At 34.5% G+C, this 15,477-nt stretch carries 16 protein-coding genes; 14 read left to right on the top strand and 2 right to left on the bottom strand.

Going from position 1 to position 15,477, the window contains the following annotated elements; genetic code table 11:
* The first annotated feature begins 47 nt into the window (after positions 1-47).
* From R1X58_RS12725 to R1X58_RS12680, 10 genes are all read left to right on the top strand, one after another.
* Positions 48-815, top strand: coding sequence for a Rossmann-like and DUF2520 domain-containing protein (locus tag R1X58_RS12725; RefSeq protein WP_240574586.1), 768 nt, complete (start codon positions 48-50; stop codon positions 813-815).
* Positions 796-1,305: a KdsC family phosphatase gene (locus R1X58_RS12720; protein ID WP_240574587.1), complete on the top strand. Its 510-nt coding sequence runs from the start codon at positions 796-798 to the stop codon at positions 1,303-1,305. The genes R1X58_RS12725 and R1X58_RS12720 overlap by 20 nt, the downstream gene beginning before the upstream one ends.
* Positions 1,306-1,325: 20 nt before the next feature.
* A complete protein-coding gene (locus R1X58_RS12715; protein WP_240574588.1) occupies positions 1,326-1,643 on the top strand; it encodes a hypothetical protein in 318 nt (105 codons plus the stop codon).
* 7 nt (positions 1,644-1,650) lie between these two features.
* Entirely contained in the window at positions 1,651-2,565 is a 915-nt protein-coding gene (locus tag R1X58_RS12710) for a geranylgeranylglycerol-phosphate geranylgeranyltransferase (RefSeq protein WP_255802937.1), read from the top strand.
* Positions 2,565-3,158 carry a Maf-like protein gene (locus tag R1X58_RS12705; protein WP_240574590.1) on the top strand — a complete coding sequence of 198 codons (594 nt, stop codon included), beginning with the start codon at positions 2,565-2,567 and terminating at the stop codon, positions 3,156-3,158. Before R1X58_RS12710 ends, R1X58_RS12705 begins: the two co-directional genes overlap by 1 nt.
* Positions 3,159-3,214: 56 nt before the next feature.
* Positions 3,215-3,754: a mechanosensitive ion channel domain-containing protein gene (locus R1X58_RS12700; RefSeq protein WP_240574591.1), complete on the top strand. Its 540-nt coding sequence runs from the start codon at positions 3,215-3,217 to the stop codon at positions 3,752-3,754.
* A gap of 20 nt (positions 3,755-3,774) precedes the next feature.
* Complete coding sequence (corA, locus tag R1X58_RS12695) at positions 3,775-4,842, top strand: magnesium/cobalt transporter CorA (protein ID WP_240574592.1); 1,068 nt, start codon at positions 3,775-3,777, stop codon at positions 4,840-4,842.
* A gap of 89 nt (positions 4,843-4,931) precedes the next feature.
* On the top strand, positions 4,932-7,457 hold the full coding sequence (locus R1X58_RS12690; protein WP_240574593.1) for a PIG-L family deacetylase: 2,526 nt from the start codon (positions 4,932-4,934) through the stop codon (positions 7,455-7,457).
* Positions 7,458-7,571: 114 nt separating this feature from the next.
* Positions 7,572-9,332, top strand: a complete 1,761-nt coding sequence (locus R1X58_RS12685) for a sodium:solute symporter (RefSeq protein ID WP_240574594.1) — start codon at positions 7,572-7,574, stop codon at positions 9,330-9,332.
* A gap of 4 nt (positions 9,333-9,336) precedes the next feature.
* Complete coding sequence (locus R1X58_RS12680; protein WP_240574595.1) at positions 9,337-10,323, top strand: Gfo/Idh/MocA family protein; 987 nt, start codon at positions 9,337-9,339, stop codon at positions 10,321-10,323.
* Positions 10,324-10,378: 55 nt separating this feature from the next.
* On the opposite strand, the gene R1X58_RS12675 is transcribed toward R1X58_RS12680, so the two are convergent.
* The gene (locus tag R1X58_RS12675) at positions 10,379-10,870 is read right to left on the bottom strand and encodes a hypothetical protein (protein WP_240574596.1); all 492 of its coding nucleotides are present in this window, start codon (positions 10,868-10,870) and stop codon (positions 10,379-10,381) included.
* 215 nt (positions 10,871-11,085) lie between these two features.
* Here R1X58_RS12675 and R1X58_RS12670 point away from each other — a divergent pair, with 215 nt between their 5' ends.
* Positions 11,086-11,778 carry a DsbA family oxidoreductase gene (locus tag R1X58_RS12670; protein WP_240574597.1) on the top strand — a complete coding sequence of 231 codons (693 nt, stop codon included), beginning with the start codon at positions 11,086-11,088 and terminating at the stop codon, positions 11,776-11,778.
* A 57-nt stretch (positions 11,779-11,835) separates the two neighbouring features.
* On the opposite strand, the gene R1X58_RS12665 is transcribed toward R1X58_RS12670, so the two are convergent.
* Positions 11,836-12,684, bottom strand: coding sequence for a DUF2911 domain-containing protein (locus R1X58_RS12665; RefSeq protein WP_240574598.1), 849 nt, complete (start codon positions 12,682-12,684; stop codon positions 11,836-11,838).
* 178 nt (positions 12,685-12,862) lie between these two features.
* On the opposite strand from R1X58_RS12665, the gene R1X58_RS12660 reads away from it, so the two are divergent.
* Genes R1X58_RS12660 through R1X58_RS12650 form a run of 3 tightly spaced genes read left to right on the top strand, consistent with a single transcriptional unit; the run spans position 12,863 to position 15,468 of the window.
* Positions 12,863-13,519, top strand: coding sequence for a TetR family transcriptional regulator C-terminal domain-containing protein (locus R1X58_RS12660; protein ID WP_240574599.1), 657 nt, complete (start codon positions 12,863-12,865; stop codon positions 13,517-13,519).
* A gap of 9 nt (positions 13,520-13,528) precedes the next feature.
* A complete protein-coding gene (locus R1X58_RS12655) occupies positions 13,529-14,842 on the top strand; it encodes an ABC1 kinase family protein (protein ID WP_240574600.1) in 1,314 nt (437 codons plus the stop codon).
* The gene (locus R1X58_RS12650; protein WP_255802939.1) at positions 14,842-15,468 is read left to right on the top strand and encodes a flavin reductase family protein; all 627 of its coding nucleotides are present in this window, start codon (positions 14,842-14,844) and stop codon (positions 15,466-15,468) included. Before R1X58_RS12655 ends, R1X58_RS12650 begins: the two co-directional genes overlap by 1 nt.
* Positions 15,469-15,477 lie beyond the last annotated feature (9 nt).

The raw sequence follows: 15,477 nt of genomic DNA, 5'->3' as shown, positions 1-15,477 counted from the left end.
TATAGCTTTAGGTTTTTATATCGCCCAATATTCTCTATTTTTGCCATATGATTTCAGTAGTAATTCTTGGTGCTGGCAATGTGGCCACACATTTATACAAAGCCTTTAAAATAACCGGTGACGTTAAGGTTACACAATGGTATAATCGTAATATAGAAGCTATTAATGCGTATAAAAATGAGGTTTCTATTACCGATGATTTATCGCAACTTGTAGAAGCCGATGTGTATATTATTTCAGTTAGTGACGATGCTGTAAAAGGATTGACAAAAAAACTATCTTTTGAAAACCGATTAGTTGTTCACACTTCGGGAACGGTTAAAATTAGTGACATCGATAAAAAAAATCGTCAGGGTGTATTTTACCCATTACAAAGTTTTAGCAAATCGGCTAAAATAGATTTTGCTAATGTACCTTTCTGTATCGAAGCTATTAAAAGTGAAGATTATCACTTATTGAAAGATATAGCCATTGCTTTAGGAAGTCCTTCTAAAAAAGTAAACAGCGATCAGCGTAAAGTGTTACACTTAGCCGCTGTATTTGTAAATAACTTTACGAATCAGCTTTACCGGGTAGCGCACGAAATAACTGAAAGCGAAGGCGCCGAATTCGAAATGTTAAAACCTCTTATTTTAGAAACTGCTAAAAAGGTACAGGATTTATCACCATATGTGGCGCAAACCGGGCCGGCAAAACGCAACGACAAAAAAACATTAAACAAACACGCAAAACTTTTAACAAATAGGCATCATAAAGACATTTATGATTTGCTGACAAAATCAATTCAACATACCCATGGAAGAAAAAAGCTATAAAGAGTATTTACAACACATAACAACCTTTATTTTTGACGTTGACGGTGTTTTAACCGATGGTTCTTTAAATGTGACCACAACAGGTGAATTATTAAGAACCATGAATGTTCGAGATGGTTTTGCTCTTAAATTTGCTGTAAATGCTGGTTACAACGTAGCTATTATTTCCGCTGGACAAAACGAAGGTGTAAAAGTTAGATTAGAAGCTTTAGGTGTTAATCCTGTTTTTCTGAATGCCAGCAATAAAGCCGAAAAATTTACAAACTACACTCAGGAAAACAACATAAAACCTGAAAATGTACTTTATATGGGTGATGACATTCCAGATCACGCTGTAATGCAATTGGTTGGTTTACCTACTTGTCCGCAAGATGCTGTTCCCGAAATAAAAAGCGTTTCAAAATACATTTCTCACAAAAAGGGTGGCGAAGGCGCTGTTCGTGATGTTATCGAACAAGTACTTAAAGTTCAAGGAAAATGGGTATTTTAACAGCTTAAATAATTTAAGTTTTGAAAAGAATAAGCAGACGGATTGCCAATAATTTTGGTTACATAGGTTTTGGTAATACCCAAAACGTATTTAATCAGAAATCGGCAATCCCGTTTTCTACGTTAAAAGATAAACTTCACAGCACATCACACGACCATCACCAACTGGATTTTCTACATCACAGTCTTACCAAAGCAGAAAAGGAAAACATAAAACAAAAAATCAGAAGAGAAAGCAAAGTACAAAATCAAAAAATATTTGCTGTTTTTAGTGTTCTTTTTATAGGTGTGCTATACTTTATAAAGACACTTATAGATAGTTTAATGGCTAACATTTAATTTCCCCTTGAAGTTTTTAAACCTAATTCGCTGGAAAAACCTACTCATGATTACCTTTGTGCAATTACTTATTAAATATGCACTTTTAGAGCCTTATGGTGCTTCAACAAGATTAGATAGTTTTGGAATTTTCATTTTAATAGTAGCAACTATTTGTATTGCAGCGGCAGGTAATATAATAAATGATACTTGTGACATTCATACAGATTTCATCAACAAACCTGATAAACTCATTGTAAGCAAAAGCATTTCTGAGCAGACCGCTTACAACTTATTCATCGCTTTCAATGTTATTGGAGTTGGATTGGGCTACTACCTGTCATACAGCATAGGCAAAAGTAGTTTCTTTGCCATTTTCGTTGTTATTTCAGCGTTGCTTTATATTTATTCAACTTACCTGAAACAATTGTTTTTAATAGGTAATATTGTCGTTTCAATTTTGGTTGCTTGCAGTATTTTGATCGTTGGTCTGTTTGATATTCTGCCTGAAATAACAGAATTAAACAGGCAAACGCAATTGTTCTTTTTTAAAATTATTTTCAACTATGCCGTTTTTGCATTCAGCATAAATCTACTTCGTGAAATAGTAAAAGATTTAGAAGATATTGATGGAGATAAAAAAACGGGAATGCACACATTACCCATTGTTTTAGGAGAAAAATTAACCAAAAACATTTTGTTCACTTTAAGCCTTATAACGGCCACAACTCTGTTTATTTATGTTTTCAATAGTTTATATAAAAACATCATAGTCAGCCTGTATTTTATCACGTTAATTATCGGTCCTTTAATTTTCACCTCCATTAAAATCTTTAGTGTAAAAGATAAAATCACTTATGGTCAAGTGAGTAACCTTTTTAAAATAATTATGCTTTTCGGAATGCTTTCATTACTTTTATACAAGTATATTTTACTTAAATAATGCTGAACGAAAAACTAAAAAATCACCATATTATATTAGCCTCAGGTTCACCAAGACGACAGGATTTTTTTAAAAATCTGGGCTTAGATTTTGAAATTAGATTAAAACCGGTAAAAGAAGACTACCCTTCTCGCCTTACCCATTTTGAAATCAGTAATTACCTGGCACAGTTAAAAGCGCTACCGTTTAAAGATGAATTAAAACCTAACGACATACTAATTACCAGCGACACCATAGTTTGGCATGACAACAAAGCTTTAGGGAAACCTGAAAATGCAAATGAAGCTTTTAGCATACTTAAATCGCTGAGTGATAATACCCATCAGGTAATTACATCGGTTTGTTTTACAACTACAAGTTTTGAAAAAACCTTATACAGTATTACCGACGTCACTTTTAAGGCATTAACCGACGAAGAAATCTGGTATTATATCAACACCTGTAAGCCTTTTGACAAAGCTGGTGCTTATGGCATTCAGGAATGGATTGGTCAAATTGGCGTTACCGAAATTAAAGGCTCATACTTTAATGTTATGGGCTTACCAACGCACTTAGTTTATAAGACATTAAACAGTATTGCCGAAACTTTTTAATCTTACTTTAATTCGATTAAAATTGAGGCTCATGTTTAATTTTAAAAATTAATATTATGGTTTTAGACATTTTACAAGACAACAAAAAAGAAATTATATTTTCTACTATTGTCCTCGTTATACTTCTTATTATCTATTACACTTTAAATTTTGCAGTGACTAAAATTGCAAAAAAAAGCGGTTTTAACGATGCTCGTATCCGACTGGTTCGGCGCTATATTCACGTTACCTTATTCTTTACCGGACTCATTACATTGGCTTATATTTTTGGCACAGATTTTAAAGATTTAGCCGTTATTTTTTCATCGGTTTTTGCTGTTATTGGTGTTGGTTTCGTTGCCGTTTGGTCTATTTTAAGCAACATCACTTCAGGAGTTATTATGTTTTTTAACTTTCCGCATAAAGTGGGCGATAAAATAAAAATTCACGACAGCGATTTTCCTATTGTTGGCATTATTGAAGATATTGCCGCTTTTCATCTTCATTTAAGATTAGATAATGGTGATTTGGTAACCTACCCTAATAACTTAATGTTACAAAGAGCGGTAACATTAATCAAAAAAGACGCTATTGAGGATGATGCCGATGCTGTTTAAATATTCTATATATTTATAACATGGCTAAGAAAAGAACAAAAAAACAAAACAAAAAATCGGGTCTTGCTCCTGGAAGTGTTATTTACACCGGAGATAAATCCGATAAAAATCTGTTTATTGAAGTCTTCGATTACAATAAAGAGCAGTGTATTGAAAAGGAATTACACAGCATTGAAGAAGCTTTCGATTTTAAACTTACCGACTGTGTTTCGTGGATTAACATTAACGGTTTAAACCATGTTGATTCAATTGAAAAGCTTGGAAACCACTTCAGCTTACATCCTTTAGTAATTGAGGATTTGGTAAGCATTTCCCAAAGGCCTAAAATTGATGAATATGAAGATTATTTATTTGTTGTCCTTAAAATGCTTCATCTTGATGCCGAAGAAAAACTAAATTACGAGCAGGTCAGTTTTATTTTGGGGCCTAATTATGTGTTATCATTTCAGGAATCTGAAGGCGATGTTTTTGGTTCGGTAAGAGAACGTATCCGCCAAGGTAAGGGCCGCGTACGAACCATGCAATCAGACTATCTGCTTTATATTCTTATGGATGCTATTGTCGATGAATATTTTAGCGTTATTGAAACTTTAGGAGATAAAATTGAAGATTTAGAAGCCGATATTTTTGAAGGAACCATCGATGAATCTGCAACAAAAAACATTCAGGAGCTAAAGAAAGAAGTTCTTAAAGTTAGACGTTCCATTTTCCCGCTTCGTGAAGTAATTAATCGTATTGAAAAACATGAGAGTGACCTCATTCAACAACGAACAAAAACCTATTACCGTGATATTTACGATCACCTCATTCAAGTAACTGAAAATATAGATATTTACCGAGAAATGATCTGGAGTTTAATGGATATGTACATGACAACCATTAGCAACAAGATGAACGAAGTCATGAAAGTACTTACCATTATGGCTTCTATTTTTATTCCATTAACCTTTATTGCCGGAATTTATGGTATGAATTTCGAGTACATCCCTGAACTGCATTATAAGTATTCTTACTTTATTTTGTGGGGGGTTATGATTGTCCTTTTTATAGCCATGCTTATTTATTTCAAACGTCGAAAATGGCTTTAAACCTGAGTATTTTAACGTTAAAGAAATTCTAAACCCTTCGATTACCGCTATTAACTTTGGTATATTTGGATTTAGCTAACAACTCAACTATGCGAAAACTTACCCTATTGTTCCTTATTTTTTTCCTAACCTTTTCGTTTACACAGGCGCAAAAACCGAAAACACCTGCTTCATCAGAGATTTTTGAATCTATTCAAAAACTAAACTTTTTGGGTTCTGTCTTATATATTGCTGCGCACCCCGACGATGAGAATACTCGTCTTATTTCATACATGTCTAATCATGTTAAAGCAAGAACTGCGTATTTATCGCTTACTCGAGGTGATGGCGGTCAAAACCTTATCGGACCAGAAATAAGAGAGCTTTTAGGCGTTATAAGAACCCAGGAATTATTAGCGGCTCGCCGTGTTGATGGTGGCGAACAACTTTTTACCAGAGCTAACGATTTCGGGTATTCAAAACACCCGGACGAGACTTTGGAAATCTGGGAAAAAGATGAAGTTTTAAGCGATGTAGTTCTCGCAATTCGAGAATTCCAGCCAGATATTATCATAAATAGATTCGACCATAGAACACCAGGAACCACACATGGACACCATACCAGCTCTGCGATGTTAAGTTTTGAAGCTTTCGATTTAGCTAGCGATAAATCGGCCTTTTCTGAACAATTAGAAACTACAGAAATCTGGCAACCAAAACGCTTATTTTTCAACACTAACTCCTGGTTTTACCGTAGTCAGGAAGACTTCGATAAAGCCGATAAAAGTAACATGCTAAGCTTTGATATTGGGGTTTATTATCCGCTTAAAGGTTTATCAAATAACGAAATAGCATCTATTGCCAGCAGTCAGCACCTGTGTCAAGGCTTCGGAAGGCTTCATCAGCGCGGTTCTCAAAAGGAATATATTGAATTTTTAAAAGGCACGCCTGTAACAGATAAATCGGATGTATTTTCTGGTATCGATACGTCGTGGAATCGAATTAAAGGCGGAAAAGCCATTGGCGATATTTTATATGCTGTTGAACAGCATTTCCATTTTAACAATCCATCGATTCATATTCCTGAATTATTAAAAGCATATCATTTGCTTCAAAACATTCAAAATGAACATTGGAAAATTCAAAAAACAAAAGAATTAAAAGCCATTATTGAAATGTGTGCTGGTTTATACTTGGAAGCTTCGGCTGAAACACCAACAAGTACCCCTGGCTCTACAGTAAGAATAAATATTGAAGCCTTAAACCGAAGCAATCAAAATATCGTTTTAGAAAGCATCACCCAAACCGATGGTAAAATCTTAGACAAACATCTTGTACTGAAAAATAACAATTCAGAAAAATTTGAAAATACATTTCACATTTCTGAAAATTCCGACTATACGACTCCTTACTGGTTAGAAAAGAAAGGAACTTTGGGCATGTATACCGTTGAAAATAAAAACCTGATTGGAAAACCTGAAACACCAAGGAATGCTGTCATCAACTTCAACTTAAAAATAAATAATACACCTATCACAATTAGTAAACCGGTTATTTATCGCTATTCAAAACCTGACAAAGGGGAATTGTATCGTCCGTTTGAAATCATCCCCGAAGCATCAGCTAAAATCACAGAAAAGGTTATTATTTTCGATAACGGGCATGAACATAACATTACACTTGTTGTAAAGGCTGGACACCATAATTTAAAAGGTTCAGCTGAAATTTGTCATCCAGAAAACTGGAAAGTCTACCCTGAAAAACAAGACGTAAACATTGCTAACAAAGGCGAAGAACAAATACTAACATTTACCATTATTCCACCTAAAAATCAGGATGAAGGTTATATTAGTCCTATCATTCATATTGGTGATAAAACCTATACCAAAGAACTTATTGAAATCAATTACGAGCATATTCCTTATCAAACCGTATTGCTTCCGAGTGAAAGTAAAGTGGTTAGATTAGATATAAAAAAACATGGAGAAAACATCGCTTACATTGCTGGTGCAGGTGATGTGGTGCCGGAAAGCTTAGAACAGATAGGTTATCAGGTACGTGTTATAAACCCTGAAGATATTACCAGAGAAACTTTAAGCCGTTTTGATGCTGTTGTTGTAGGTATTAGAGCCTACAACACTATTGACAACCTTAAATTCAAACAACAAATTCTTTTCGACTTTGTAAAAGAAGGCGGAAATATGATTGTTCAATATAATACCAATCGCGGATTAAAAACCGACAATTTAGCTCCATATAGTTTATCCCTTTCGCGAGATCGAGTAACCGATGAGAATGCTGAAGTTAAAATTTTAGACCCGAAGCATCCGTTATTGAATTCACCTAACAAAATCACACAAAAAGATTTTGAAGGCTGGACTCAGGAACGAGGCTTATATTTTCCCGATAAATGGGATAAGGCTTTCACTCCTATTCTGTCAATGCACGACAAAGACGAATCGGATAAAGAAGGTAGTTTATTAGTGGCACAATACGGAAAAGGCTACTATATTTATACAGGATTGAGCTTTTTCAGAGAATTTCCAGAAGGTGTTTCAGGGGCTTACCGCCTATTTGCCAATATGCTTTCTATTGGAAAAGATCATTTACAACCCAACCAAAAACTAAACGACTAATTATGGAAAACAATGACCAACCCAAGCCCAAATGGTTAAAATTATATTCTCTGGTATTAATCGCCAATGCCATTTATTTTTTCATATTCTATCTAATTACCAAGGCTTTTTAATATGCAGACATTAAACTGGATAGATTGGGTCGTTCTTTCTTTAACTCTTTTTGCCATAGTCGCTTACGGTACATGGCAAACCCGTGGTAGTAAAAATGTAAAAGATTACTTAAAGGGAGGCAGCGCTTCGCATTGGTGGACTATAGGCTTATCGGTTATGGCTACACAAGCCAGCGCAATTACCTTTCTATCAACCCCCGGACAAGCATTTAATGAAGGTATGGGCTTCGTGCAATTTTATTTTGGCTTACCTATTGCCATGATAGTTATTTGTATGGTGTTTATTCCTTTATATCACAGATTAAAAGTTTACACCGCCTACGAATTTCTTGAAAATCGCTTCGATCTCAAAACCAGAACTCTTACTGCGATCTTATTCTTAATTCAACGGGGCTTGGCCGCTGGAATTACCATTTTTGCTCCGGCTATTGTCCTTTCGGTAGTCCTAGGGTGGGATTTACTAACGCTTAACATCATTATTGGTGTCATCGTAATAATTTACACGGTTTCTGGAGGAACACGTGCAGTGAATGTAACACAAAAACACCAAATGGTTGTTATTTTTATAGGTATGCTAGTCGCTTTCTTTTTAATTGTTAGCGATCTTCCGCAAGATATTACGTTTAGAGAAGCTGTGGATATTGCTGGTGCCAGCGGGAAAATGGAAGCTTTAGATTTCTCTTTTAACCTTAATAACCGATATACGTTTTGGAGTGGTATTATAGGCGGCACCTTTTTAATGCTTTCCTATTTCGGGACAGACCAAAGCCAGGTACAGCGTTACCTTTCTGGAAAATCGGTTAAAGAAATGCAACTTGGTTTAATTTTTAACGGACTTTTGAAAGTACCCATGCAGTTCTTTATTTTGTTTATTGGTGTTATGGTATTTGTGTTTTATCAGTTCAATGAAGCACCAATTAATTTCAACCCAACCGCAACAGAACTGGTCTTAAATTCTGAATATTCAGAAGACTATCAAACACTTCAAAACCAACAAAAACATATTTTTCAAGAAAAAAAAGAGCTCATTTATTCTTTTGTAAATCAAGACAATCAGCAAGCTAAAGAACAACTGATTGAGATTAACGAAAAATCAAATAAACTAAAACAACAAGCAAAATACTTAATTGAGCAAGCTGGTGAAAAACAACAGATTAAAGTTGAGAGTAACGATGAAGATTATGTGTTTATTCATTTCATTTTAAACAATCTACCCAAAGGTTTAATAGGCTTACTCCTGGCAGTAATTTTAAGTGCAGCCATGTCAAGTACTGCCAGTGAATTAAATGCGTTGGGCTCAACTACTACTATTGATTTATACAAAAGGAATGTAGGAGAAAAAACCGAAGAACAAATGGTTTCTGCATCAAAATGGTTCACTTTACTTTGGGGTATCGTCGCCATAGGCGTAGCCTGTGTTGGTGAGCTTGCTGAAAATTTAATTCAGCTAGTAAACATTATTGGCTCCATTTTTTACGGTAATGTGCTTGGAATATTTTTAGTCGCTTTTTTCTTTAAAAGCGTTAAAGGAAACGCCGTTTTTATTAGCGGTATTATAACCCAGATAATCATTATCGGATTATACTTTTTAAACCTTTATGAATTTATAAACTTGCCGTTTCTTTGGTTAAATTTCGTAGGCTGCATGGTTGTTATCATTTTAAGCCTAATTATCGATTTCAACAAAACAACTCACATCGACAAAGGTATTTTAGTAGCCTTAATAGGCATACTATCTTACTTTGGCTCTCTAATTGTCTAAACTTATGAAAACGCCAATTGAAAAAAGAAAAATACGTTGGGGCATTATAGGCCTGGGAAAAATAGCAGATAAATTCGCCACCGATCTGGCTACCATTCCTGATGCTGAACTTTATGCTGTAGCTTCCAGAAATCAAGAAAAGGCCAACGAATTTTCTAAAAAGCATAACGCTTTAAAAGCCTATGATAGCTACGAAACTTTAGCGAACGACCCCAATGTTGATGCCGTATATATTGCGACACCGCATACTCTGCATAAAGAAAACACCATCATGTGTTTAGAAAAAGGCATTGCCGTATTGTGTGAAAAGCCTTTTGCTATGAATGCTGAAGAAGTAGAAGAAATGATTACTATAGCCAAAGCAAACAAAACGTTGCTAATGGAAGCACTATGGACCTACTTTTTACCTCATTACCAATATGTTTTAAAGCTTTTAAAAGACAAAACGTACGGAGAAGTACAATCGCTGTCGGCTGATTTCGGATTTCATCGCCCTTACGATACTAACACCAGACTTTTCGACAAAGCCTTAGGTGGTGGGAGTTTATTAGATATTGGCATTTACCCTATTTTTGTAAGCTTATCAACTTTAGGACTTCCTAAAAGGATTTCTGCGAATGCCACTTTTTTTGAAAATGGAGCAGACTCTACTTGTAGCATGACATTTAATTACCCCAATAATGTGAATGCCTATTTAAAAAGTTCACTCATTGAAGAACTTCCTACACAAGCCATTTTTGAATGCGAAAAAGCAATAATTAAAATAAACACACAGTTTCATGCTCCAACAACCGTATCTATCATTAAAGATGGACAAGAAGAAATAAAAGATTTTAATTATAACACTATTGGGTACAATTTTGAAACCATTCACTTTAACAACTTACTTCGTGAAGGAAAAACTGAAAGCAGTATCATGACATTCGACTTTAGTCACAATCTTATAAATACACTGGATAAGCTTAGAAAACTTATAAACCTGGAATATTAATGAAAAAGCAAAATCCCATCGGAAAGGGATTTTGCTAAAACATACCATAAATAAATTAATATTTCATTAAACCTTCAGAATCCAGTTTCAATTTTCGTGTATTATTTCCTTTTCTTAATAGTACTTTATAAGTCTTATCAGAAGATTTTCCTCGATCATAATAAACAGTATAATGACTTTGGTCTACCAACCAATCTGGAAATTCAACAGAAACTGCATTTCTAATATGCTTTGGAAGTCTTACATTTTTATATTTCTCTACCGTACTTAAAATAACTCCCTCCTTATCGTAATAGGCACCTATATACCCCTCTGATCCAACATGCCACACTTTAAAAGCCTCATCACGCCCATCAAATTTATAGGAATTTGACACATCATGTTGAGCAGCTTTAATTTCTAACTCTCTTATACTATTGGCTATATCATCCTCCAATACATTAGCTAAATAATTTCTATTGATATTAGTTACCACTATATCATCCAGTATCACTCCATGAAACTCCCAACCTCTATCTTGAGAAAAACCAAGATTAACAAACCACATAAACAAAAAAACAATTAATAAATTTTTCATGACAATAGATTTAAATTAAACAAAATACTATTGCTATTATTTAGGGAGAAAAATTCAATGTCAAAATTAGGTTTTTAATTAAATCAGCCATGCTACCTAAGTAGCTACTTTTAATATTTTTGTTTTGAATATTCTGAAAGTTTCAAATACAGAACTCGTCTAATTGCAAATACAAAGAAAAAATTATGCACATAAAAATATGGTCCGATATACGTTGCCCCTTCTGTTATATCGGAAAAAGACATTTTGAATCTGCTTTAAACAGTTTCCCTGAAAAAGAAAAAATAACCGTAGAATGGAAAAGTTTTGAGCTTGATCCTAATTTAAAAACAACAACTACAACAGATGCCTTAACGCATTTTGTAGAGAGCAAAGGCATTGATTATGAAAGCGCCAAACATATGTTTAATAATGTGACGGCAATGGCTGCTAATGCAGGATTAGATTTTAATCTGGAACAATCTGTTCCTGCAAACTCCTTTAATGCGCTTCGCCTGTTACATTTTGCCAAAGAAGAAGGACTAGCTAACAAAACAAAAGAAGCACTACTTAAAGCACATTTAACTGAAGGTGAAAATATTGATGATCATACGGTTTTATTAGATCTTGCAAAATCTGTAGGCTTAAATACTTTCAAAGTGAAACAGATGTTAGAATCTGATGATTTCGCCTACGACGTAAGACAAGACCAAATGGAAGCCAGAAATCTGGGGATTAACTCTGTGCCGTTTTTTGTTTTAGATAACAAATATGGAATTTCCGGGGCACAACCTGTTGAAGTATTCTCTAAAGCTCTTCAGGATGCCTGGGATAAACACCAAAATAATTTAATAATAGTTGCGGACGACAACTCCTGCGATATAAATGGAAACTGTTAGTAAAATAAAAAAAGCGCCTTAAATATGGCGCTTTTTTTATATCATATTGAAATACCATTACATAGCACCCCACTCTTTTAAAGAATCTTTGTTCATTTTCACATAATCAGCATTTCCGGCAGCTTCAGCGCCAGATAAAGATTTCTTAGCAGCAGCAATAGCTCCTTTCTTATCACCGGCCTTTGCATAAATTAAAGACTGTTGTCTTAACTGCCAAAACGGTGCTTTATCGCCAGCCATCTCTATCGATTTATCAATCCATTCCTTCGCTTGATTAATGTCTTTACCTTCTTGTAAATAATATACAGCCGCAGAATAATAATCACCTGCACCCGGCCCATTCATCGTTTTTTCAATAGAAGCTGAAACTATAGACTCGGTTGGCACATCAATTTTTACGCCTACATAAACATCTTCCCATAAAATACCTAATATTGCCGAATTGTTTGTTAAATCGTCAAAGGTCATGGTAAACGTTTCAATCTTTACCGGCATTTTGTAAACTTCAGCTTTAGCCTTAGCCACTACTTTAGAATCATCCCATTTTTGAGGTGTTCCCCAGTTTGACGTATCACTGTAAAACACAACCTCCCACGAGTCCTTTCCTGGCGTTGCAAAAACAGCATACTCCCCTGCCTTAACTTTAGAATCGCCAATAGTTACATCGGTGTTAAAACTAATTTTTGTGTTGGCATTGGCTCCCAAACGCCATAACTTATTATAAGGAACCAAATCTCCAAATATAACCCGCCCTCTCATGCTTGGGCGACTGTATTCTAAAGTCATATTAGTTAATCCAACCATTTGTTCAATTTTAGAAGTCGGACTAGGTTGCGGTGTTTTAATCTGTGAAAAGCCTGTGAATGACATGGCCACAAATAAAACAGAAGCGATAATTTTTTTCATTTTGATGTAGTTGTTTAGTTATTGAATCTTAAAATTAATAAAACTTCTTATACTCCTCTAAAAATAATCAAATCTCACGAAACAAACTCGATTAATTAAAATTAACAAAATATTTTGTTTAACTTTAACTTTAAAAGATTAAACATTTTGTATCTTTACCAATAAATACGCTTCTGTTATGGCTAAAAAAAAATCTATCTCGAAGGAAGACTTTATGTCTTATTATATGAATTATGTTCTGGAACATAACGCACGACCAAAGACTATATTTTCATTATGTAAAGTTATGGGAACGGAAGAACCGTTGTTCTACGGATTCTTCGGTTCTTTTGAAGGTTTAGAAAAAGGCATTTTCAATCAGTTCTATGTAAACACCAAAACTCTACTTGAAAAAGCCCCTGATTTCAGGGCTTTCGATTCCAGAGACAAGCTTCTGAGCTTTTACTATACTTTTTTTGAAATACTGACTGCTAACAGAAGCTTTGTAGTTTTTATGCTAGACGGTTATAAAACAGATTTGAAACGTTTAAAAGTACTTTCTACACTAAGACAAAGTTTCATTGAATTTATTGAAGACTTAAACATTGAAACTATTGAAACGAAACAAAAAGACATTGATAAATTTCAGCAAAAAGCATTGACCGAATCTGCCTGGTTTCAACTAGTAGTTACAATAGAATTCTGGCTAAATGATACCTCTGCAAAATTTGAAAAAACAGATATCTTCATTGAAAAATCGGTTAATACCAGTTTCGACATTATCAATACAACACCAATAAAAAGCATAATCGACCTTGGAAAATTTCTGTTTAAAGAAAAAGTACAAATGTCTTAAACAACAGCCATGAAAACCATAGATCACATACCAACATCCAAAATTCAAAGGGCCACGAAACTCGTTTCTACTGGTGCTAAAGTTGGCGTGAATTATTTAAAATATTACGGCGACAAAATCACTAAATCTGAGGCCGAAGCCTTAGAAACGCTTAACAAAAATAATGCTGAAGATATTTACGACAGCCTAAAACAGCTTAAAGGCAGCGCTTTAAAAGTGGCACAAATGCTTAGCATGGAAAAGAATATTTTACCAACTGCTTATGTTGAGAAATTTTCTTTGTCGCAGTTTTCTGTTCCGCCGCTATCCGCGCCTTTGGTGCTAAAAACATTTAAAACAAATTTAGGGAAATTACCAAGCCAGATTTACGACTCTTTTAACCTTAATTCTGTAAATGCCGCCAGTATTGGTCAGGTACATGAAGCCGAAAAGGATGGGAAAAAACTTGCTGTGAAAATTCAATATCCTGGAGTCGCTAACAGTATTGCCAGCGATTTGGCTTTGGTAAAACCTATTGCTATTAAAATGTTTAATATTAGAGGAAAGGATTCTGACAAGTATTTTAAAGAGGTAGAAAACAAACTTATTGAAGAAACCAACTATATTTTAGAAGTTGAACAAAGTAAATTTATTGCAGAAAGCTGTAAACATATCCCTAACTTAAAGTTCCCGAATTATTACGAGAACTTGTCATCGGAGCGCATTATTACTATGGATTGGATGAACGGTGAACACCTTTCGGAATTCACCGCCCACAATTCCGATGATATAACAGCTCAAAAACTCGGTCAGGCACTATGGGATTTTTATATGTACCAGATGCATGTTCTAAAAAAAGTCCATGCCGACCCGCATCCTGGAAATTTTCTGGTTTCTGAACATGGAGAACTCATTGTTCTCGATTTTGGTTGTATTAAAACTGTTCCCGATAGCTTTTACAAACCTTATTTTGAGTTAGCAAAAAAGGAAAACATCAATAATCCAGAAGTTTTTAAGGCCAAAATGTTTGAATTAGAAATATTACGAGAAGATGACAGTAAAGAAGAATTAGAGTTTTTCTCAGCTATGTTTTTCGACATGCTTAGCTTGTTTACGCAACCATTTCATGCCGAAACTTTCGACTTTTCAAACAAAGCATTTTTTAAAGCTATTTCCGAAATGGGACAGCGTTACAGTAAAAGTACCGAACTTAAACAAATGAATGGCAATCGGGGTTCTAAACATTTCATTTACATCAACCGAACCTTTTTTGGCTTATACAACCTCATGTTTGATTTAAAAGCCAAAGACATAAAAATCAACAATTTTAAAACGCTTCAATAATGTATTTCAGTAGTAAAGATATTAATGACATGCATCATCTGTACCGCATCAATTTAATTAATAGTTGTTCGGGATTTAAAAGCGCCAATCTCATTGGCACCAAATCTAAGGATGGCATTGAAAATGTAGCTGTGTTTAGCTCGGTAACGCATTTAGGTAGTCATCCGCCACTTCTCGGTTTCATCCTGCGACCAACTACCGTTTTAAGAAATACCTACGAAAACATCAAGGAAACCGGTGTTTACACCATTAATCACATACATAAAACCATTATTGAAGATGCGCATCATACGTCGGCAAAATACAGTAAAGACGTTTCTGAATTTGAGGTAACGAATTTAATATCAGAATATAAGAATGACTGTTTTGCTCCATTTGTTCAGAATGCTCCGGTGCAGTTACAAATGAGATATGTTTCTGAATATTTTATTAAAGAAAACGATACCATTCTACTTATTGGAGAAGTTGAAGGCTTGTTTTTAAATGATGATTTACTCGAAGACGACGGATTTATAAATCTTTCAAAAGCTGAAATTGCTTCCATTAACGGACTAGACGCCTATACGATTCCTAAGTTTGAAAAACGTCTGGAATACCAGCGCCCAAAGCAATTATCAGAAAACTAATTTGAAAAT

This window comes from Aestuariibaculum lutulentum (assembly GCF_032926325.1).
GTDB lineage: Bacteria > Bacteroidota > Bacteroidia > Flavobacteriales > Flavobacteriaceae > Aestuariibaculum > Aestuariibaculum lutulentum.
This window is presented reverse-complemented; position numbering and strand designations above follow the sequence as displayed.

Coding starts and splice junctions, on each gene's coding strand:
- R1X58_RS12725 (WP_240574586.1), top strand. CDS start 48: ATGATTTCAGTAGTAATTCTTGGTGCTGGCAATGTGGCCACACATTTA.
- R1X58_RS12720 (WP_240574587.1), top strand. CDS start 796: ATGGAAGAAAAAAGCTATAAAGAGTATTTACAACACATAACAACCTTT.
- R1X58_RS12705 (WP_240574590.1), top strand. CDS start 2,565: ATGCTGAACGAAAAACTAAAAAATCACCATATTATATTAGCCTCAGGT.
- R1X58_RS12700 (WP_240574591.1), top strand. CDS start 3,215: ATGGTTTTAGACATTTTACAAGACAACAAAAAAGAAATTATATTTTCT.
- corA (WP_240574592.1), top strand. CDS start 3,775: ATGGCTAAGAAAAGAACAAAAAAACAAAACAAAAAATCGGGTCTTGCT.
- R1X58_RS12690 (WP_240574593.1), top strand. CDS start 4,932: ATGCGAAAACTTACCCTATTGTTCCTTATTTTTTTCCTAACCTTTTCG.
- R1X58_RS12685 (WP_240574594.1), top strand. CDS start 7,572: ATGCAGACATTAAACTGGATAGATTGGGTCGTTCTTTCTTTAACTCTT.
- R1X58_RS12680 (WP_240574595.1), top strand. CDS start 9,337: ATGAAAACGCCAATTGAAAAAAGAAAAATACGTTGGGGCATTATAGGC.
- R1X58_RS12675 (WP_240574596.1), bottom strand. CDS start 10,870: ATGTGGTTTGTTAATCTTGGTTTTTCTCAAGATAGAGGTTGGGAGTTT.
- R1X58_RS12670 (WP_240574597.1), top strand. CDS start 11,086: ATGCACATAAAAATATGGTCCGATATACGTTGCCCCTTCTGTTATATC.
- R1X58_RS12665 (WP_240574598.1), bottom strand. CDS start 12,684: ATGAAAAAAATTATCGCTTCTGTTTTATTTGTGGCCATGTCATTCACA.
- R1X58_RS12660 (WP_240574599.1), top strand. CDS start 12,863: ATGGCTAAAAAAAAATCTATCTCGAAGGAAGACTTTATGTCTTATTAT.
- R1X58_RS12655 (WP_240574600.1), top strand. CDS start 13,529: ATGAAAACCATAGATCACATACCAACATCCAAAATTCAAAGGGCCACG.
- R1X58_RS12650 (WP_255802939.1), top strand. CDS start 14,842: ATGTATTTCAGTAGTAAAGATATTAATGACATGCATCATCTGTACCGC.